This is a genomic window from Dysosmobacter sp. Sow4_B12 (genome assembly GCF_052116665.1).
Taxonomy (GTDB): domain Bacteria; phylum Bacillota; class Clostridia; order Oscillospirales; family Oscillospiraceae; genus Oscillibacter.
In genome coordinates, this window is record NZ_JBQKKR010000001.1 from 401784 (window position 1) to 419589 (window position 17806).

Consider the following 17806-nt stretch of genomic DNA (forward strand, 5'->3'; position numbering starts at 1 on the left):
TCAATATCCATTTACCATAATGTCCAGCACCCTGCCGGCCACCGTGCCGGCCACAGAGCTTCCGCCGCCGCCGTTTTCCACCAGGACCACAAAGGCGTAGGGCGTCTCCTCATTCCGCAGGAAGCCGGCAAACCACGCGTGGGGCGTTTTGCCCTCCCCAACCTCCGCCGTACCGGATTTGGCGCAGATGTCCATATTGGGAAAGCGTTTGGTGCCGTAAGTCTTTTCCACGTTGTCTGCCATCATGTCCGACAGTGCTTCCGCCGTGGAGGCGGACAGCAGCCGGACGGTCTGATTGGTCAAGTGCGGCAGGGACGGGATGCCCAGGGCGGAGACGGTCTTTTTAATAAGGTAGGGCTCCGCCGCCCGGCCGCCGTTGGCGATGGCGCCCATATACACCATGAGGCCGCAGGGATTCACCTGGTCGTGGAACTGGCCCACACCAGCCCAGCCCAACTGATTTTCCGCAATGCCGTCCCAGTTAAAGGAGCCCTTGGCTGTGGGCAGTCCGCTGACGGAATAGCTGTCCGTCAAGCCCGCCTTTTCCGTATATTTTGCCAGGGTATCCGCTCCCAGCTCCGCTGCCAACTGGGCAAAGGCCACGTTGCAGCTGTTGGCAAAGGCATCGCCGATGTGCTGCTGGCCATGGGTGCCGGAGCAGACGATGGTGTCGCCCCCCACCTGGACGGAGCCCTGGCAGTCCCAGGTACGCTCCGCCAGGTCAGGAATGTTCTCGATAGCCGCCGCCAGCGTCACGGTCTTAAACACGGACCCCGGCGTGAAGGTGGAGGAGAGAAAACGGTTGAGATACGCTCCCTCCCAGCGGCTGCTGGTCTCGATGTCACCGGGGACGTTCAGCGGGTCATAGCTGGGGGCGGAGACCATGCATAAAATTTCGCCGGTCTTATAATTGTATACCGCCACGGTGCCGGCATGGCCGTTGAGAGCTTGATACGCCTCATAATGATACCGGGCGTCAATGGTTAGATACAGCTCCCCGCCTTGCTCCGCCCCAAAGGCGCCGTTTAAGAGGCTGTAACCCGTCAGCTTATCGGCAAAGGCGTTCAAGGCTCCGGTGCCGATGTTGCCCTGGAGGTCTCCCACCGCGTGAAGGGTCGCTTTGCGGACGGTGGCGTTGTCATAATACACACGCTTGCCGTCCTTTACAGTGGACAGCACATCACCGTCCCGGTCCAGGACCGTGCCGCTGGCCAGCTGGCCGTCGCTGTTATAGAGGTGGCGGTTAAAGGCCGAAGAGGCCCAGCTTCCACCGCGGAGAGCGTATTTCACCAAAAACACACCCATGCCCACAGCCAGCAGCAGTGCCAGAACACGGCAAATGAGCATGCGCCGTTCAATCTTCTTCATAGTCCGCCTCCTCCCTGTCAAAGAGCGTCTGCTCCACAGGCTCCGTCCGGCGGCGGGCCTCCTCCGTCAGCTGCCGCTGGGGCCCCCACCGGATGGCAAAGCTGGCATTTTCCCGGGTGTCCGTGGCCTTCAAAAAGGCTAAAAGCCCCCAGGCGGACATCATGGCGGAGCCGCCGTTGGACACAAAGGGGAACGTGACGCCGGTGAGGGGCAGCAAGTCCACGGAGCCAAACACGTTCAAGCAGGTCTGAAACACCAGCAGCGACCCCGCCGCGCAGGCGGCGATGGTGTAAAAGCTGGAGCGCCCCGCCCGTGCCGCACGGACCGCGAACAGCGCCAGGGTAATGATGGACCACACCGCCAGCAAAGCGATGAGCAGTCCCCACTCTTCGCACAGCATGCCGAACACCAGGTCCGTGTCCGCCGCGGGGATCCTATGGAGCCAGCCGTTGCCTGCGCCCATGCCGATGAGGCCTCCGGAGGCGGCGGCGGACATGGTGCGTGTCTGCTGGTAGCCGGTGGTGGAGGCAGCCTCCCAGGCGTGGCCCCAGGAGGCAAAGCGGCTTAAAATATAGGGTTTGAATTTGATAATAATGCCGGCGCCGAACACCGCGCCGCCGCAGATAAGGCCCAAGGTGGCAAAGTCTCCGGAGCGGAGATAGGCGATGACCAGAAAGGTAATAAAGAAGATGGCCGCTGTGCCGAAGTCGCTCATGAGGCCAAGTAAGCCGATACACACGCCGGTGAGTACGATGAACAGCGTCAGGTTCCGCTTGCGGAACAGCCGCTCCAGCGTGGCGGAGCCGGCAAAAATATAGCAAATTTTTGCGATCTCCGAGGGCTGGAAGGAAAGGCCGCCGATGCTGATCCAGTTAACGGCGCCGTACTTGGCCTGGCCCAGCACCAGAGTGATGCCCAAAAGGCCGATGGCCCCCGCCGCCATGAGCCAGCGGATCTTTTTCACCCGGTCCAGGTCCCGCAGGAAAAGCCCCAGCACTATAAAGAGTCCCAGTCCCAGCAAAATGGCCAAAAACTGCTTTGGCAGGCTCTCCGGCGCGCTGGAGGCCGTCACCGCCAAAGACAGCGTGGAGAGGAAAAAGGCGATGGTCTCCAGCTCAAAGCCCACGCAGCGGGTGCACCGCAGCACCGCGAAATACAGCCACATGGCCGCCGTCAGACCCAGGAAAGAGAGGGGCACCTGCACGGAGACCTCCGCCCCCGTGGCGGCGATCAGCTGCAAACAGGCCAGCACCTGGAACAGCGTCAGCCACAAAAAGGAAGGCCAGATAGCGGCGGGACGCTCCGCCCGGCGCTTTTCGTCCAGCTCCTCCCGCTCCGCCACCGTCTGGGGAAGGAACAGCAGGGGCACGCCCCCCAGGGTGATGGTGTCCCCCAGCTTCACCGGCGCGGACCCTTCCACGGCTTCTCCATTCACAGCGGTGCCGCCTTTGGAGCCCAGGTCATAAATAGTCCACTGCTCATCCTCGCCCCGGCACAATGCCGCGTGCTGGCGGGAGATGCTGGGATAGTTCAGCCGCACATCCGATGCGGCGCTGCGGCCGATAATATTTTCCCAGTGGGTCAGCAGAATGGGCGCGCCGTTGGGCAGGCTCAGCTGGCCCCAGATCTCCGGCGTGTGGGGAATGCGCATCAAAGACCGGATGGCCCGGTACAGGACAAAAAAGGCCAATACCGGAAATAAAAAGCGGACAAAGGCCATATACCACTCCCCTGTCAGGGGATACTTCGACAGAAACGCCGTCAGCGCGTTTAGGGGTGCGCGCAGCCACGCGGAAAGCTGTTCCAACCCGTCCGCCTCCTTTCATGTTCAAAATTAGAGTGTATTATATCATCATTCGCCGCCGATGTACAGTCCCGGCGAATTTTGGCGGCGGAACCGCCGGAATTTCCGATTTACTCTTGACCTGTCAACAAAAATCCATTACAATAGTTAATCGACCATGAGCTTTTAAAACGGTTTTACGCCGTTTTGACCCTTTTATTATTTTTTCTGAAAGGCCGATCAACATGAAACATCCCTACAAGACCCGGGAAGGCGGCGCCACAGTGACGATCTTCGTCCCCTACGACTGCAAGAATCACTGCCCCTTCTGCATTAACAAAGGGGAATACGCGGACTTGACGGGCTTCTCTCTGGAGAAGATCTGCCAGAGCATCCGGCGCATGGACGCAATCACACCGAACTGCGACTTCGTTTTCACCGGCGGCGAGCCCTTCGCGGACATTGAAAAGCTGCAGATCATGCTGGACCAGATCCCCACCACCCACAAGGTGTACATCAACACCACCCTTCCTGTGTCCGAGCACCAGTCCGAGGAGGACATTTTGGCTTTTGCTGAGCGCAACAAGCACAAGATCACCTGCATCAATGTCTCCCGCCACATGCAGAAATACGTGGTGGAGTCCAACGACGGCCTGCTGGCCCGGCTGCCGGTGCCCTTCCGGGTGAACTGCGTACTGTACAAGAACTATCCCGCCGAGGGCCTGGTGCCTTACATGGAGCGGTTTTTGAAGATCCCCGGCGCCTCCATCCAGTTCCGCTTCGACTACACCGCCACCACCCCGGAAAACCTGTATGACGAGGAGGATGACAAGATCCTCCACGATTTGAAGCAGGTGGCAAAGTACACCGGCCTGGACGGCTGCCGGATGCGCTGCGGCTTCCACTTTGACTACAAGGGTATGGAGCTGACCTACCACAAGACCCTGCCCTACTCCACCATCGTGGAGACCGATCCCAAGGACGGCGTCACCTACGACATTCTTTACGATATCCTCATCAAGCAAAACGGCGATATCCACTCCGACTGGACCGGCGTGCTGCTGGATGTGGACGCCTATGAGCATGTGGTGTTCGAGCCCTACGACTTGAAGTGGCTGGCCCGCATCGCATAATAAACGTCAATGGCGGCGGAAGAAAATCTTCCGCCGCCTCATCGCATATTTGGAGGACCTTTATCATGAAAGACATCAAAACCGTGGGTATCATCGGCCTGGGCGCGTTGGGAGTGCTGTACAGTCACTCGTTCACCCAGGGCCTGGGCCAGGACCGTGTGCTGGTCCTGGCGGACGGAGAACGCATCGCCCGCTACAAGCGGGACGGTGTGTACCTCAACGGCCAGCTATGCGGCTTCAACTATACGGACGCTGCCGCCATTGCAGAGCCGGTGGACCTTTTGCTGTTTGCCGTGAAGTTCAGCGGACTGGAGGGCGCCATCTCCACCTGCCGCCATCTGGTGGGACCGGACACCACCATTATTTCCGTTCTCAACGGCATCACCAGCGAAGAGGTGCTGGCCCAAGCTTTTGGCCGGGAAAAGCTCGTGTGGTGCGTGGCCCAGAAGATGTCCGCCGTGAAGGAGGGCAACCACGCCGTCATCTCCCCCTTCGGCGAGCTGGCTCTGGGTGTTCCCGCCGGCATGGACCGCAGCCGGCTGGAGGCTCTGCTCCGGTTGATGGACAGCATCCGCTTTCCCTATGTGCTGCCGGAGGATATTCTCCGACACATGTGGAGCAAGCTGCTGGTGAACACCGGCTGCAACCAGGCGGCCATGGTGTTTCAGTGCGGCTACGGCGGCCTCAAGACCGGCCAGCCCGCCCACGATACCATGGTGGGCGCCATGGAAGAGGTCATGGCCGTTGCCAACGCCGAGGGCATCCATCTGACGCAGGCGGACATCCAGGGCTGGGTGGAGCTCATCGACGGCTTTCCCGACCAGGGGGAACCCTCCATGCGCCAGGACGGCAAGGCCCACCGGAAAAGCGAGGTGGACCTGTTTGCCGGCACCATCCGCCGCCTGGGCGCCAAACACGGTATCCCCACGCCGGTGAACGACTGGCTGTATGAAAAAGTGATGGAAATGGAGCGCCAATATTAAAGCACGAAAGCCCTCGCGGCAAATGCCGCGAGGGCTTTCGTTATTTCAAGAATATGCGCTTGCCGCCCCGGTATTCGCCCACGCTGCCGATGCGCTGGGCGCTGGGGACGCACCGGCGCAGCTCCGCCAACAGTGCCTCCGCGTCCGCCGGGTCCACCGCCATCAAAAGGCCGCCGGCCGTCTGTGGGTCGTACAGCAGGTCCTGGCGGCACAGCTCCGTGTTCCCGGCATCCACCTCTCCCTCCGCAAAGGCACGGTTGCGGTACATGCCGGCTGGCAGGATACCCATGCGGGCCAGCTCCACCGCCTCCGGGATCAAGTCGATATCCCCTACATGGAGCTCCAGCTCCACGCCGCTGCCCTGGGCCATCTCACAGGCGTGACCCAGCAGGCCGAAGCCCGTCACATCCGTGCAGGCGTGGACACGGTAATTCACCATGGCGTCCCGGGCGGACTTATTGAGGGTGGTCATCAGCCGCTCCGCCAGGGCAATGGCCTCCTGCGACGCCATATCCGCCTTGGCGGCGGTGGTCAGCACGCCGATACCCAGGGGCTTTGTCAGCAGCAGCACGTCTCCCGGGCGGGCCCCGGCATTGGTCAGCACCCTGTCCGGATGGACGAAGCCTGTCACCGCCAGGCCGTATTTGGGCTCGTCATCCAGAATGCTGTGGCCGCCGGTAATGAGGGCCCCCGCCTCGTACACCTTGTCGTAGCCGCCCCGCAGCAGCTGGTGCACCGCCTCCTTGGGCATGGATTCCGGAATGGCCATGATGTTTAGGCACAGCTTCGGCTCCCCGCCCATGGCGTACACATCGCTGAGGGCGTTGGTGGCCGCAATTTGACCGAAGAGGTATGGGTCATCCGCAATGGGAGGGAAAAAGTCCACCGTCTGCACCAGTGCCAGGTCGTCGGAGACCTTGTATACCGAGGCGTCGTCGCTTTTGTCAAAACCCACCAGGAGGTTTGGGTCCTCATGGACCCGGATGCCCTCCAGCAGCTGGGCCAGCACGCCGGCCCCCACCTTGGCGCCGCAGCCTGCGCATTTGGCCAGCTTCGTCAGCTTTACTTCATTTTCCATACAGTGCTCCCGTCAAATCCAAGATCGCCTCCAGCACGCCGCCGCCTACCGCCAGAGCCTTGTCGCTGGCGCAGGAGCAGTGCTCCACAGCGCACCGGGGGTCAATATCCCCCGCTTTCATCCCTTTATGGACCGGCGTTCCCTCCGCCAGGATGCCCCGGAGCACACCGTTCAGGGTGCAAACCATAGGCTGGCCGTCCACCGTGGCGGCAATGTCGCCCATTTTCACCTGGGCGCCGATGTCCAGCAGCTGATGGAACACGCCGTCCGCCGGAGCCCGCAGCACCCGCTCCCCGGCGAAGCCGCCGATGAGGCCAGGGATGCCGGTATTGGGAATGGCGGCGCCTTTTCGGATGACACGGCCCAGGTAGTGGCCCCGCATGGTCTCCACCACAGCGTGGCAGTCCTCCCCCGCCGTGAAGCCGGGTCCCACGCCGATGACCACCGGCGCGTCGGTGATTTTTGTGCCCAGGTTCCGCTTGGCCAGAATGGCGTCCACCACGGCATCCGGCCGCAGCATCGGAATGCAGCTTCCCTCCGGGTCCGCCAGCACCGGGATCACATCCTCCCGCAGCAGAGCCAGCGCCTCCGCCGGGGAAGCGGCACGCCGGGCGGTCACACCCTCCACCGCGGCCTCTCCGTGGACGATCGCCTGGGAAAAGCAGACGGTCCGCCGGATAGCGGTAGGCCGCTCCACATCTGTCATGACCACTTTGATATGGGACCGCCACAGCCGCAGGGCAATGCCGGAGGCCAGGTCCCCCGCGCCGCGAATCACAACCAACATATCGTTTCTCCCCCTCCGCCCTTATGGGCGCATCCATCAAAATAAGCGCCGTTTTTCAGTGACGCCCCTGCCCAGGGCCAAGGCAGGCACTCCCCGCACCGGCGGGCCCACTCCCACCGTTCCGGCGTATCCGCCTGGTTGAACAGGCAGCGGTCTGCCAGCGCCTCCGCCAGCAGCACCCGGGCGGTATTTTCCGGTGTGGCATTATCCTTGACCTCCACACCCGCCAGGGCGGCGAACCGCTCCGGCCGGTGCGCCGCCTCCCGAATGGGTTTTCCAAAGCCGGATACCCCCACCAAGCAGATGGTCTGGTTGGCCTCCGGCGGAATGACCGGCTCATGGGAAGCGTGGGCCTTTAAGGGCAGGCGGGCGGAACCGTCCGCCTCCACCAGCACATAGTCGAACCGGGCCGCCAGCTCCGCCATGGGGATCTCCGGCACTGTCAGCTTGCCGTTTTCCAAGGGCATTCCGGCACACAGCAGCCGGCTGGCCGCCAAGTCGTCCAGCTCCGCCCGGTCACAGGCACAGGGCAAGCCCGGGAAAGGAAGTATCTTTGTGGTGGTGCACAGCAGCACCCGGCCTCCCGCCTCCGACAGCTCTTCACCCAGCATCCGCAGCAGAGTGGTCTTCCCACCGCTTCCGATAACGGCGGTGACGCCGGGACGGATGTCCAACAGCCGTGCAAGTGTCATCGCCGCCCCCCCTTTCGTTCTTCTTTTCATAGAATAACATCTGCCGCAGCAACCGTCAAGGGACGCGCTCTGAAAGGTCAGCCTTTCCGCTATTGACTTTTCCTTGGAAAATGGTATCATGATACTGTCGTTTATCTCAATTGAGTATCACGAAGGAGGCGTCTGTCATGACGGATGGCTGCGGCCGCACGATCGATTATCTGCGCCTGTCAGTGACAGACCTCTGCAATTACCGCTGCCGCTACTGCATGAGCCCTGAAGGCATTGCCAAACGGGACCACCGGGAGATGCTGTCCATTGAAGAGCTGGCAGAGATCGGATCAGCGGCGGTTCAATGCGGTGTAAAGAAGATTCGCTTAACAGGCGGGGAGCCCCTGGTCCGCCGGGGACTTCTGGAGCTTTGCCGCCTCCTCCGGGCAATCCCTGCCTTGGAAGAGCTGTGTCTCACCACCAACGGCGCCCTTCTTCCTCAGATGGCGCGTCCGCTGCGGGAGGCGGGTGTGGACCGGCTGAACATCAGCCTGGACACCCTGCGGCCGGAGCGCTTTGCCGCCATGACCCGTCTGGGGCGGCTGGAGGATGTGTCGGCAGGGATTTCCGCCGCCGAAGAGGCGGGTTTTTCCCATTTGAAGCTGGACACCGTCTTGATCGGCGGATTCAATGACGATGAAATCGGTGACTTTTTAAACTTGACGCGGGAACACCCCTGGGAGGTGCGGTTCATTGAGCTCATGCCGATGGGGCCCTGCGCCGCTTGGGAAAAGAGCTGTTTTCTTGCAGCCGAAACCGTGCTGGAAAGGCATCCCACTTTACAGGAAATCGAGTCCCAGGGCGTGGCCCGCCGCTACCGTCTGCCGGGTGCCGCAGGCACCGTGGGCCTCATCTCTCCCATGAGCCATGACTTCTGCGGCCAGTGCCGCCGCATTCGGGTGACAGCGGACGGCAGGCTGAAGGGCTGTCTCCACTCAGCGGAGGAGCTTCCCCTGCGGGGCCTCCACGGAGATGCGCTGGAGGCTGCCATCCGCCGGGGCATTCTGCAAAAGCCCAGACGGCACCACCTGGATTCCCGTCCCAGCGACACCCCCCGCACCATGAACCAGATCGGAGGATAACCATGGCGGAATTGACCCACTTCAACGAACAAGGCCGCGCCCGGATGGTGGATGTGACAGACAAAGCTGTCACCCGCCGCACCGCCACAGCGGCCGGCTGTGTCCACATGCTGCCGGATACTCTGGCGCGCATCAAGGCCGGCACCATGAAAAAGGGCGACGTGCTGGCAGTGGCCCAGGTGGCTGGTATCCAGGCGGCCAAGCACAATTGGGAGCTCATTCCCATGTGCCATCCCCTGCCTCTCACCGGTATCGATATCACCTTTTCCCTGTCCGATGAGCCCTGTATGGTGGAGATCCGGGCCACCGTCACCTGCACCGGCGTCACCGGGGTGGAAATGGAGGCCCTGGCCGCCGTATCCGTGGCCGCTCTGACTATTTACGATATGTGCAAAGCCGTCCAGAAGGATATGCGCATCACCGACATCCGCCTGCTGGAAAAATCCGGCGGCAAAAGCGGCAACTATCTTGCGGAGGAATGACCATGGCAAACATTGTATCCGTCAACATCAGTGCGCGGAAGGGAGAGCAAAAGCACCCTGTTCCGCAGGTCACGCTGAAGCTGCGCCACGGCATCGTGGGCGACGCCCATGCCGGTGACTGGCACCGCCAGGTCAGCCTCCTGGCGGAGGAAAGCGTGGACACCATGCGCGCCGCCTGTCCCATCCCGCTGGATGCCGGCGTATTCGCCGAAAACATCAATACCACGGGTATCGACCTCAAGCACCTGCCGGTGGGGACACATTTGTGTATTGGTGAAGCCGAGGTGGAAGTGACCCAGATCGGCAAGGAGTGCCACAGCGACTGCGCCATCAAAAGAGCCGTTGGAAAATGCGTCATGCCCACGGAGGGCATCTTCGCCGTAGTGGTCCGGGAGGGCATTATCCGGCCCGGCGATGAGATCAAGATCTTGGAGGTATCCAAATGAAGCTGGTAAAAACTGAGGAGGCCGTTGGCCACGTGCTCTGCCACGACATGACCCAGATCATCCGGGGCCAGTTCAAAGGTCCCCGGTTCCGCAAGGGCCATGTGGTGACTGCCGAGGACATCCCCGTGCTGCTCTCCATGGGCAAGGAGCACCTGTACGTCTGGGAGATGAGGTCGGGAATGGTCCACGAAAACGACGCGGCGGAGCGGCTATGCACCCTGTGCCGGGGCGATCACATGCTTCGCAGCGAGGCCAGCGAGGGCAAGATCGAGCTGACCGCCGCCTGCGACGGCTTTTTTCGGGTAAACAGCGAAAGACTGATCGCCGTCAACTCCGTCCCGGACGTCATGATCGCCACCCGCCACGGCAATACCGCCGTGAAACAGGGCGACAAGCTGGCAGGCACCCGGGTCATCCCCCTCATTATTGAGGAGGAGAAGCTGCGCTCTGCCGAGCAGGCCGCCGGAGAGGCCCCCCTGCTGGAGCTGCTGCCTTACATCAAAAAAACCGCCGCCATCGTGGCCACCGGCAGCGAGGTGAAAAAGGGTCTCATCCAGGACACCTTCACCCCGGTGGTGCGGGACAAGCTGGCGTCTTACGGCATGGAGACCCTTGCCGTCACCTATTCCGGCGATGGCGTGGAAAACGTGGCCGCCGCCATCGCGGACATGCGGAAGACCGGAGCGGAAGTCATCCTCTGCACCGGCGGCATGAGCGTGGACCCGGACGACAACACTCCCGGCGGTATCAAGCAAAGCGGCGCCCGCATCGTCACCTACGGCGCTCCCGTCCTGCCCGGTGCTATGTTCCTGCTGGGATATTATGACGACGGCACCACGGTGTGCGGCCTGCCCGGCTGTGTCATGTACGCCGGTGCCACCATCTTTGACCTGGCCCTGCCCCGCATCGCCGCTGGGGTGGAGATGACCCGGGCGGACTTTGCCGCCATGGGCGAGGGCGGACTGTGCCTGGGCTGCAAGCCCTGCCACTGGCCCAACTGCCCCTTTGGGCGCTGAGCATGTTCAAAAAAGCGCGCCGGAGATCCCGGCACAGCTTTTTAAGCATCGTTAACCTTGTTTGAGTATCACGTTATCTGCTCCTTGCGGAGCCCTGATAAATCTTGTATCATAAGAAAGGATGAATCCCATGAAAAAGTATTTGTCCTTGCTGCTGTCCCTAAGCCTGGTGCTGGCGCTGAGCGCCTGCGGTGCCAAGAATGAGACTGCCTCCCAGCCTGCCGAAGCCGAAGAAAAAGCCCCGGCGGAAGCCCTCGAAACCGCTGAGATCAGTGTGTTTGCAGCCGCCTCCATGCAGGAGTCCCTGGACGCGGCCATCCAGCTCTACGAAGCCGCGAATCCCAATGTCACCGTGGTGACCACTTATGATTCCTCCGGGACCCTGCTCAAGCAGATCCAGGAAGGCGCTGTCTGCGATGTTTTTATCTCCGCCGCTCCCAAGCAGATGAACGCCCTGGACGGCTCCTTGAAGGATAACGCCGAGAAGAATCCCAACGGTTTGGATTACATCGTGGAGGGCTCCCGTCTGAACCTGCTGGAAAACAAGGTCACTTTGTCGGTTCCCGTGGGAAATCCCGCCGGGATTGAGAGTTTCGACCAGCTGGCGGAGCTGCTGAAAAACGGCGATGTCATGCTGGCTATGGGCAACAGCGACGTGCCCGTGGGACAGTATACGCTGAAAATTTTTGATTACTATGGCATTGATGAAGCAGCAGCCGCCAGCAAGCTCACCTACGGCTCCAACGTGAAGGAGGTCACCACCCAGGTCAGCGAGGGCGCGGTGGACTGCGGCATCATCTACGGCACCGACGCCTTCTCCGCCGGCCTCACCGTTGTGGACGAGGCCACTGCCGAGATGTGCGGCCAGGTCATCTATCCCGCCACCGTGCTGAGCTGCGGTGAAGCTCCGGAAGCCGGCCAGGCGTTTCTGGACTTCCTCTGCACCGGCGAAGCCCTGGCATGCTTTGAAGCTGTCGGCTTCTCTCCCCTGGTCTGACCGGGGAGCCGTCCCGTTTCTGAAAGCAGGCACAGCTTTTCCCAAATTTCCGCCCAGGCAGGTGATCTTCCATGGACTGGTATCCCCTTTATAACTCTCTGCGCATCGCCGCCATTTCCACGGTGGTGGTATTTTTCCTGGGCATTTTCGCCGCCTACTACATCGCAAAGCTTCCACGGCTGGCAAAGGGCATCCTGGACGTGGTGTTGACGCTGCCGCTGGTGCTGCCCCCCACGGTGGTGGGCTGGCTGCTTTTGTGCCTGCTGGGGCCAAAGCGGCCCCTGGGAGCCTGGGTGCAGGCTGTTTTTGGCGTCAAGCTGGTCATGACCTGGTGGTCCGCTATTTTCGCCACCGTTGTGGTGGCCTTTCCCCTCATGTACCGCACCGCCCGGGGTGCTTTTGAAAGCTTTGACCAAACCCTGGCGGATGCCGGACGGACCCTGGGGCGGTCCAACACGTGGGTATTCTGGCGGGTGCAGATGCCCGTCTGCCGCCAGGGCATCCTGGCGGGCACCGTATTGGCCTTTGCCCGGGCCCTGGGTGAATACGGCGCCACCTCCATGATCGCCGGATACACCCCCGGCCGCACCGCCACCATCTCCACCACCGTCTACCAGCTCTGGCGCACCAACGATGACACTGGCGCTTTGAAATGGGTGCTGGTGAACATCGCCATCTCAACGGTGTTTCTCCTGACCGTCAACCTGCTGGAGACCCGCCAACGGCAGAAAGGAGGCAGGCACCAATGACCCTTTCCGTGGATATTCGCAAGCAGCTGGGAGATTTTCAGCTGGAAGCTCAGTTTCAAGCGGAGGAAGAAGCGCTGGCCCTGCTGGGCGCCTCCGGCAGCGGGAAGAGCATCACGCTCCGCTGTATCGCCGGCATCCTGCGGCCGGACGAGGGTGTGATCCGTCTGGACGGGGAAACGCTGTTTGACAGTGCCGCCCGCATCGACCTGCCGCCGCAAAGGCGGAATGTCGGGTATCTGTTCCAGCAGTACGCTCTGTTCCCCAACATGACGGCGGCCCAGAACATCGCCGCCGCGGTCCGGGACCGGCAAAATGCCCTGGCCGTCACAGCGGACCTGCTGCGGCGATTCCGGCTGGAAGAGGCGGCTGCCCTGCGTCCCCGGCAGCTGTCCGGCGGCCAGCAGCAGCGCTGCGCCCTGGCCCGTATTCTGGCGTCCAGCCCAAAGGCCATTTTGCTGGATGAGCCCTTGTCGGCCATGGACAGCTATTTGAAGTACCAGCTGGAGCTGGAGCTGCAGGATACCCTGTCCCGCTTTCCCGGCCCGGTGGTTTGGGTCACCCATGACCGGGGCGAGGCCTGGCGGAGCTGCCGGCGGGTATGCGTCATTGACCGGGGCCGAACAGAGCCGGTGATGACCATGGAGCAGCTGTTCCACGCCCCCGGTACGGAGGCTGCAGCCCGGCTCTCCGGCTGCAAAAACTATGCTGCCGCCGTTCCCTCCGGCACCTTCGTCACCCTTCCGGCATGGGGCATCACCCTGACCTGCGGCTGTCCGGTGCCGGAAGATACCACCACGGTGGGCATCCGTTCCCACCGTGTCCATCCCGCCCTTCCCGGTACGGAAAACGCGTTTTTCTGCACAGTGGAGCGGGTCATTGACGATGTGTTCGCGGTCATTGTGCTGCTGCGGCCCGCCGGTGCCAGCCCGGAAGCGCCCCTTTTGCGGATGGAACTGGACAAGGATGCCTGGGCCGCTTTGCCTAACAAGGCCGGCTGCACGGTGTCCGTGGCGCCAAATGACCTGCTTTTACTGAAACGAGGAGGTAGCGATGATGTATCACGCCGCTGTGCTGACGGTCAGTGACCGCAGTTTTGCCGGTGAGCGCCCCGACACAGCCGGTCCCCTGGTGGCGCAGCTTCTGGAAGAGGCCGGCTACCAGGTGGTATGCACCGCCATTGTGCCGGATGTACAGCCCCAGATTGAAGCCTTTTTAAAGGACACCGCCGACCGCCAGGTGGCACAGCTGCTGGTGACCACCGGCGGCACCGGCTTCGCCCCCCGGGACGTGACGCCGGAGGCTACTCTGGCGGTGTGCCAGCGGCTGACGCCAGGCATCCCGGAGGCTATGCGCTACGCCTCCATGCAGGTGACCAACCGGGCCATGCTGTCCCGGGCCCAGGCGGGCATCCGGGGCGGGACTCTCATCATCAATCTGCCCGGTTCTCCCAAAGCCGCCCGGGAAAACCTGGAGGCCGTGCTGCCGGCGCTGCGCCACGGGCTGGAAATGCTGTCGGGCCGGCGAGCTGACTGCGCAAAGCTTCCGGGCTGAAGCGCCAACCATTAAAAAACCAGCGTTTCCCTTTCGGGAAACGCTGGTTTTTTAACGGATTCACGGATTGGAGGGCTGCTCCTCCCAGAAGCCCTGCCACCAGTCACCGCCGGCGTCGCCAAAGCCGCCGCTGGGGTCTGTGGGCTGCGTGGGCTCCGTGGGTGTCGTGGGCTGCTCGGGCTCCGCCGGGATGATGGGTGTTGTTTCGCCGCCGGGTTTTTCCATACCCGCGTCGCCAAAGCCGCCGCTGGGATCATAATTGGGATCGTCAGGATCGACCACAGGTACATCCGGCACCACGGGCGCCTGGTTGTGGACCGGGCATCCGCCGGCCGTACCGGCGGGATTTTCCTCCGTGGGCGGCTGCGGCTCCACAGCCTTCTGCAAGTTCACCAAGAGGTAGGGATCGTCTTCCGCCTGGATGGTCTCACCGTAGTCCTCCCGGACGTAATCCAGCACACCCACCTGTTTCACGCTCTCCGCCGGGCAATTCTCGCCGGCCAGGCATTTGCCCTCCGTGCAATAGTCCACGAAGGTATGGAGCGTGCACTGCTCTGTCGGCTCCGTGCCCTTGACCACACTGACGGTCCGCACCCGGGATTCGCCCCGCACGTCCGCCATGCAGGCCTCCGTAGGCAAAAGGCCGCTGTCTGCACAGACCTTAACGCTGACCAACCCCGTCTCCGGCGTGGAGAAGGACTTGTTGGGCAGGTCCTGGTGGACCTGCTGCATGACCTTTTTCCACATGGTGATGGCCGGGTTGCCGGAATAGCTGATCTTCTCGTTCTGGTCATAGCCTGTCCACACCGCGGCCACATAATAGGGCGTATAGCCCACAAAGTAGCGGTCGTAGTTTTCGCTGGTGGTACCGGTCTTGCCGGCGATGGTCATGCCGCTGAACCGGGCGCTGCTGCCGGTGCCGCCGGTAACGACGCCCTGGAGCAGGGTGTTCATGAAATAGGCCGTGGTCTCCTTCATGGCCACATGCTCTTCGCTCTCATTTTCCAGAATGGTGGTAACACCGTCAGAGGCGGTGACCTTCACATAGGTCCGGGGCTCATGGTACACGCCGCCGTTGGCAAAGCAGGCGTAAGCCGCCGCCATTTCCACGGTGCTCAGGCCGTGGGTCAAGCCGCCCAGACCCAGGGCCGCGGTATTGATGTCGTCAGCCACCAGGTTCAGTCCCAGCTTTTCCGTAGCGAAGGCATAGGAGGCGGAGGTGGTCAGCTTTTCCACTACCTGCACCGCCACGGTGTTGATGGAGCTGGCAACGCCCCGGGCCAGCGTGGTCCAGCCGGTGTAGCGGTTGGGGGAGTTCTTGGGCCAGGGATTGTCGTTCAGCAGGCGCACCGGGTAGTTGTCAAACGTGGACGCCATGGTGATGACGCCGGCATCCAGTGCGGGGGAGTACACCGTCAGAGGCTTGATGGAGGAACCGGGCTGCCGGCGGCAGGTGGCGTAGTTCCAGATGAGGTTGGCCTCCTTCTCCCCCACCTTGCCCACCATAGCCACAATATCGCCGGTGTAGGGGTCGATGATGGTGATGCCGGACTGCAGCTTCTGGCCGCTGCGGGAGGTCACATCCAAATTGCTCCGGTCCTCATAGACCGACTCCGCGATCTCCTGGATGTCCGGGTCCAGGGTGGTGTAAATATTATAGCCGCTGTTGTAGATCTTCTGCTTGGCGGCCTCCACGGAAATCTTCTCCTTCTCCGCCAGGTCGTTGGCAACATCCAGGAACACCTGGTCCACGAACCAGGAGTTGATCTTAACGCCGCCGCTGGCCTCCGCCACCAGGTCCTCCGCGGAAGTGGTACCGTCAGTGAAATGCAGGACCTCCGCCTTGGCGGCCTCGGCCTCTTCCTTTGTCAGATAGGTCAAGCCCGTGTCGCCGCCGCCGGCCATACGGTCCAGGATCTGCTCCTGCCGGGACTTGTTCAGCTCCCGTGCGGTGACCTTGGTGCCGTCCTCCCGGGTGATGACCAGGGTGGACATGGGGCCATACTGGTAGGGGTTGTTGGTGATGGCAATGAGGCAGGCGCACTCCGCCGCGCTCAGCTGGGAAACGTCCTTGCCGAAGTAGTAGTTGGCGGCGGTCTGGACGCCGTAGCAGCCCTTGCCCAGATAAATCGTGTTGAGATACAGCTCCAGGATCTGCTCCTTGGTGTAATTCTTCTCAAACTCCAGGGCCCGGAAGATCTCCCGGACCTTGCGGTTCACCGTGGGGCTGTCGTCGCCGGTCATGTTTTTCAGCAGCTGCTGGGTGATGGTGGAGCCGCCGAAGGTATCCTTCATGCCGATGAACATATTCAGCGTGGCGCCGGCGGTACGCTTCCAGTCCACGCCGTGGTGGTCGAAGAAGCGGTGGTCCTCGATGGCCACCACTGCCTGCCACATGGCGTCCGGCACGTCCTCAATGTCCACCCAGATGCGGTTTTCCTTGCCGTACAGGGTCTGGTACTCCACCCACTCCCCGCTCTCTTTGTCTTGATAATAGATGTGGGAGCTGAGGTTCATGGTATAGTCCTCCGCCCGCACCTCCAGGGTGGGCGTCAAGGTGGTTTTTACGTAGGTCATAAAAATGCCCACGATCATCGCCGCGGTGCAGATGCCGATGAGGACAAGGGTCCCCAGGGCAAACCCCACGCTCCTTCCCCGGTTCCTCCTGGTGCTTTTACGCTGCCTGGTCTCGTGACTGCGGGGCGTCCGATCCGGCGCCGGTTCCCGTCTTCCGTGTTCCAACGCAGGCACCTCCTTTTTCATTCAAAATGTCCGCAAAAGCGGTCTGCCGTGCCGTTTTTACTTCAACGGAGGCAGAGGCTCATGATACGCCATAATACTTACTATTGTAACATCCCCTGTCAACACTGAAAAAGTCGTCTTTACCGCAGAAAAAGTTCCCGTTTACCATCATTTTTTTATTTAGCTCCATGTAAAAGATTTGAAATCCGCCTCACTTTCCCACATTTTGAAAACTTCTTCCCCTTGCAATCACCGGGGAAGTCGGGTACAATAGAACCAACCTAACAAAAAGGAGCCCGCTGCTATGTCTGAAGATTTCGGCCCCACTTTTATCACCGTCACCGACGAGGACGGACAGGAGACCGTGCTGGAGTTCGTCTCCATGCTGGAGTATAATGGTCAGCAGTATCAAGCTTTTTTCCCCGCCGAGGAAGAGGGAGAGGAACAGGACGAGGAGGATACCGGCCTTGTGATCTTGAAGGTCATCCACGAGGACGGCGAGGACCTGCTCTCCACCCCGGACACTGAGGAGGAGGCCGAGGCCGTTTACCAGCTGTTCATGGAAGAGCTGTTCGACGACGAGGATGAGGAGTGATCTCCTCGCCCTAAAATTTCCAGCCTGGGCGAACAGAGTTTCGATTGCATTTCTTTTCCCGATGTGATACCGTTGTAGCAGGACTTCGGTCCACCCTGCGTGGTTCGTGATAGATCTTTTTTTAACCCACATTTCGTTATACGGGATGCCGGATCAAGTCGTGGTTCGCAGGCCTCCCGGCTGCCTTCTGCGGCTGGAAGTTGGAAGCGATAAAGCGCCTTGGAGGCGACCCACCTGTCCGTAAAGGTGCAGGTTATAACGAGGTCTACACGGCCACCGCGGGGTCCTTGGA

17 protein-coding genes and 1 other RNA gene are annotated in these 17806 nt (G+C 61.5%); 12 read left to right on the forward strand and 6 right to left on the reverse strand.

The genetic code is table 11. The annotated features are described in order from the left end of the window. Together ACTQ4R_RS02120 and ACTQ4R_RS02125 are read right to left on the reverse strand one after the other, a co-directional pair. Entirely contained in the window at positions 1-1368 is a 1368-nt protein-coding gene (locus ACTQ4R_RS02120) for a penicillin-binding transpeptidase domain-containing protein (RefSeq protein ID WP_441625376.1), read from the reverse strand. Next, a complete protein-coding gene (locus ACTQ4R_RS02125) occupies positions 1355-3175 on the reverse strand; it encodes an FtsW/RodA/SpoVE family cell cycle protein (RefSeq protein WP_441625378.1) in 1821 nt (606 codons plus the stop codon). Before ACTQ4R_RS02125 ends, ACTQ4R_RS02120 begins: the two co-directional genes overlap by 14 nt. 221 nt (positions 3176-3396) lie before the next feature. Between ACTQ4R_RS02125 and ACTQ4R_RS02130 the strand changes: the two genes are divergently transcribed. Together ACTQ4R_RS02130 and ACTQ4R_RS02135 are read left to right on the forward strand one after the other, a co-directional pair. Then, the gene (locus ACTQ4R_RS02130; protein WP_441625380.1) at positions 3397-4284 is read left to right on the forward strand and encodes a hypothetical protein; all 888 of its coding nucleotides are present in this window, start codon (positions 3397-3399) and stop codon (positions 4282-4284) included. Positions 4285-4349: 65 nt separating this feature from the next. Then, a complete protein-coding gene (locus tag ACTQ4R_RS02135; RefSeq protein WP_441625381.1) occupies positions 4350-5267 on the forward strand; it encodes a ketopantoate reductase family protein in 918 nt (305 codons plus the stop codon). Between the two features lie 40 nt (positions 5268-5307). Here the strand turns inward: ACTQ4R_RS02135 and selD are convergent, their stop codons facing one another. From selD to yqeC, 3 genes are read right to left on the reverse strand one after another with little or no spacing between them, the layout of a single operon-like run. Next, on the reverse strand, positions 5308-6345 hold the full coding sequence (gene selD, locus ACTQ4R_RS02140; protein WP_441625383.1) for a selenide, water dikinase SelD: 1038 nt from the start codon (positions 6343-6345) through the stop codon (positions 5308-5310). After that, the gene (yqeB, locus tag ACTQ4R_RS02145; protein WP_441625385.1) at positions 6335-7132 is read right to left on the reverse strand and encodes a selenium-dependent molybdenum cofactor biosynthesis protein YqeB; all 798 of its coding nucleotides are present in this window, start codon (positions 7130-7132) and stop codon (positions 6335-6337) included. Before yqeB ends, selD begins: the two co-directional genes overlap by 11 nt. Continuing rightward, complete coding sequence (gene yqeC / locus ACTQ4R_RS02150; protein ID WP_441625387.1) at positions 7120-7824, reverse strand: selenium cofactor biosynthesis protein YqeC; 705 nt, start codon at positions 7822-7824, stop codon at positions 7120-7122. The genes yqeB and yqeC overlap by 13 nt, the downstream gene beginning before the upstream one ends. 140 nt (positions 7825-7964) lie before the next feature. Between yqeC and moaA the strand changes: the two genes are divergently transcribed. From moaA to ACTQ4R_RS02190, 8 genes are all read left to right on the forward strand, one after another. After that, positions 7965-8936: a GTP 3',8-cyclase MoaA gene (gene moaA, locus ACTQ4R_RS02155; protein ID WP_441625389.1), complete on the forward strand. Its 972-nt coding sequence runs from the start codon at positions 7965-7967 to the stop codon at positions 8934-8936. 2 nt (positions 8937-8938) lie between these two features. Then, positions 8939-9418, forward strand: coding sequence for a cyclic pyranopterin monophosphate synthase MoaC (moaC, locus tag ACTQ4R_RS02160; RefSeq protein WP_441625391.1), 480 nt, complete (start codon positions 8939-8941; stop codon positions 9416-9418). Between the two features lie 2 nt (positions 9419-9420). Next, positions 9421-9864, forward strand: coding sequence for an MOSC domain-containing protein (locus tag ACTQ4R_RS02165; RefSeq protein WP_441625393.1), 444 nt, complete (start codon positions 9421-9423; stop codon positions 9862-9864). Next, a complete protein-coding gene (locus ACTQ4R_RS02170) occupies positions 9861-10880 on the forward strand; it encodes a molybdopterin-binding protein (RefSeq protein WP_441625395.1) in 1020 nt (339 codons plus the stop codon). Before ACTQ4R_RS02165 ends, ACTQ4R_RS02170 begins: the two co-directional genes overlap by 4 nt. A 130-nt stretch (positions 10881-11010) precedes the next feature. Beyond that, positions 11011-11877 carry a molybdate ABC transporter substrate-binding protein gene (modA, locus tag ACTQ4R_RS02175; RefSeq protein ID WP_441625397.1) on the forward strand — a complete coding sequence of 289 codons (867 nt, stop codon included), beginning with the start codon at positions 11011-11013 and terminating at the stop codon, positions 11875-11877. 71 nt (positions 11878-11948) lie between these two features. Beyond that, entirely contained in the window at positions 11949-12626 is a 678-nt protein-coding gene (gene modB, locus ACTQ4R_RS02180) for a molybdate ABC transporter permease subunit (protein WP_441625399.1), read from the forward strand. Then, positions 12623-13711, forward strand: coding sequence for a sulfate/molybdate ABC transporter ATP-binding protein (locus ACTQ4R_RS02185; protein ID WP_441625401.1), 1089 nt, complete (start codon positions 12623-12625; stop codon positions 13709-13711). The genes modB and ACTQ4R_RS02185 overlap by 4 nt, the downstream gene beginning before the upstream one ends. Next, positions 13680-14177 (forward strand): MogA/MoaB family molybdenum cofactor biosynthesis protein, encoded by a 498-nt coding sequence (locus ACTQ4R_RS02190; RefSeq protein WP_441625994.1) that lies wholly within the window; start codon positions 13680-13682, stop codon positions 14175-14177. Before ACTQ4R_RS02185 ends, ACTQ4R_RS02190 begins: the two co-directional genes overlap by 32 nt. Positions 14178-14237: 60 nt before the next feature. Here the strand turns inward: ACTQ4R_RS02190 and ACTQ4R_RS02195 are convergent, their stop codons facing one another. Further along, on the reverse strand, positions 14238-16919 hold the full coding sequence (locus ACTQ4R_RS02195) for a transglycosylase domain-containing protein (RefSeq protein WP_441625403.1): 2682 nt from the start codon (positions 16917-16919) through the stop codon (positions 14238-14240). A 304-nt stretch (positions 16920-17223) separates the two neighbouring features. Between ACTQ4R_RS02195 and ACTQ4R_RS02200 the strand changes: the two genes are divergently transcribed. Both ACTQ4R_RS02200 and ssrS read left to right on the forward strand, forming a co-directional pair. Next, positions 17224-17514 carry a DUF1292 domain-containing protein gene (locus ACTQ4R_RS02200; protein WP_441625405.1) on the forward strand — a complete coding sequence of 97 codons (291 nt, stop codon included), beginning with the start codon at positions 17224-17226 and terminating at the stop codon, positions 17512-17514. Positions 17515-17603: 89 nt separating this feature from the next. Beyond that, positions 17604-17803, forward strand: a non-coding RNA gene (ssrS, locus tag ACTQ4R_RS02205) — 6S RNA. The last annotated feature ends 3 nt before the right edge of the window (positions 17804-17806 follow it).

Excerpts from the sequence above, each read along its gene's own strand:
- moaC (WP_441625391.1), top strand. The coding sequence starts at position 8,939 with ATGGCGGAATTGACCCACTTCAACGAACAAGGCCGCGCCCGGATGGTG.
- ACTQ4R_RS02130 (WP_441625380.1), top strand. The coding sequence starts at position 3,397 with ATGAAACATCCCTACAAGACCCGGGAAGGCGGCGCCACAGTGACGATC.
- modA (WP_441625397.1), top strand. The coding sequence starts at position 11,011 with ATGAAAAAGTATTTGTCCTTGCTGCTGTCCCTAAGCCTGGTGCTGGCG.
- ACTQ4R_RS02200 (WP_441625405.1), top strand. The coding sequence starts at position 17,224 with ATGTCTGAAGATTTCGGCCCCACTTTTATCACCGTCACCGACGAGGAC.
- ACTQ4R_RS02135 (WP_441625381.1), top strand. The coding sequence starts at position 4,350 with ATGAAAGACATCAAAACCGTGGGTATCATCGGCCTGGGCGCGTTGGGA.
- ACTQ4R_RS02120 (WP_441625376.1), bottom strand. The coding sequence starts at position 1,368 with ATGAAGAAGATTGAACGGCGCATGCTCATTTGCCGTGTTCTGGCACTG.
- ACTQ4R_RS02165 (WP_441625393.1), top strand. The coding sequence starts at position 9,421 with ATGGCAAACATTGTATCCGTCAACATCAGTGCGCGGAAGGGAGAGCAA.
- ACTQ4R_RS02185 (WP_441625401.1), top strand. The coding sequence starts at position 12,623 with ATGACCCTTTCCGTGGATATTCGCAAGCAGCTGGGAGATTTTCAGCTG.
- ACTQ4R_RS02170 (WP_441625395.1), top strand. The coding sequence starts at position 9,861 with ATGAAGCTGGTAAAAACTGAGGAGGCCGTTGGCCACGTGCTCTGCCAC.
- ACTQ4R_RS02190 (WP_441625994.1), top strand. The coding sequence starts at position 13,680 with ATGTATCACGCCGCTGTGCTGACGGTCAGTGACCGCAGTTTTGCCGGT.
- selD (WP_441625383.1), bottom strand. The coding sequence starts at position 6,345 with ATGGAAAATGAAGTAAAGCTGACGAAGCTGGCCAAATGCGCAGGCTGC.
- yqeB (WP_441625385.1), bottom strand. The coding sequence starts at position 7,132 with ATGTTGGTTGTGATTCGCGGCGCGGGGGACCTGGCCTCCGGCATTGCC.
- modB (WP_441625399.1), top strand. The coding sequence starts at position 11,949 with ATGGACTGGTATCCCCTTTATAACTCTCTGCGCATCGCCGCCATTTCC.
- yqeC (WP_441625387.1), bottom strand. The coding sequence starts at position 7,824 with ATGACACTTGCACGGCTGTTGGACATCCGTCCCGGCGTCACCGCCGTT.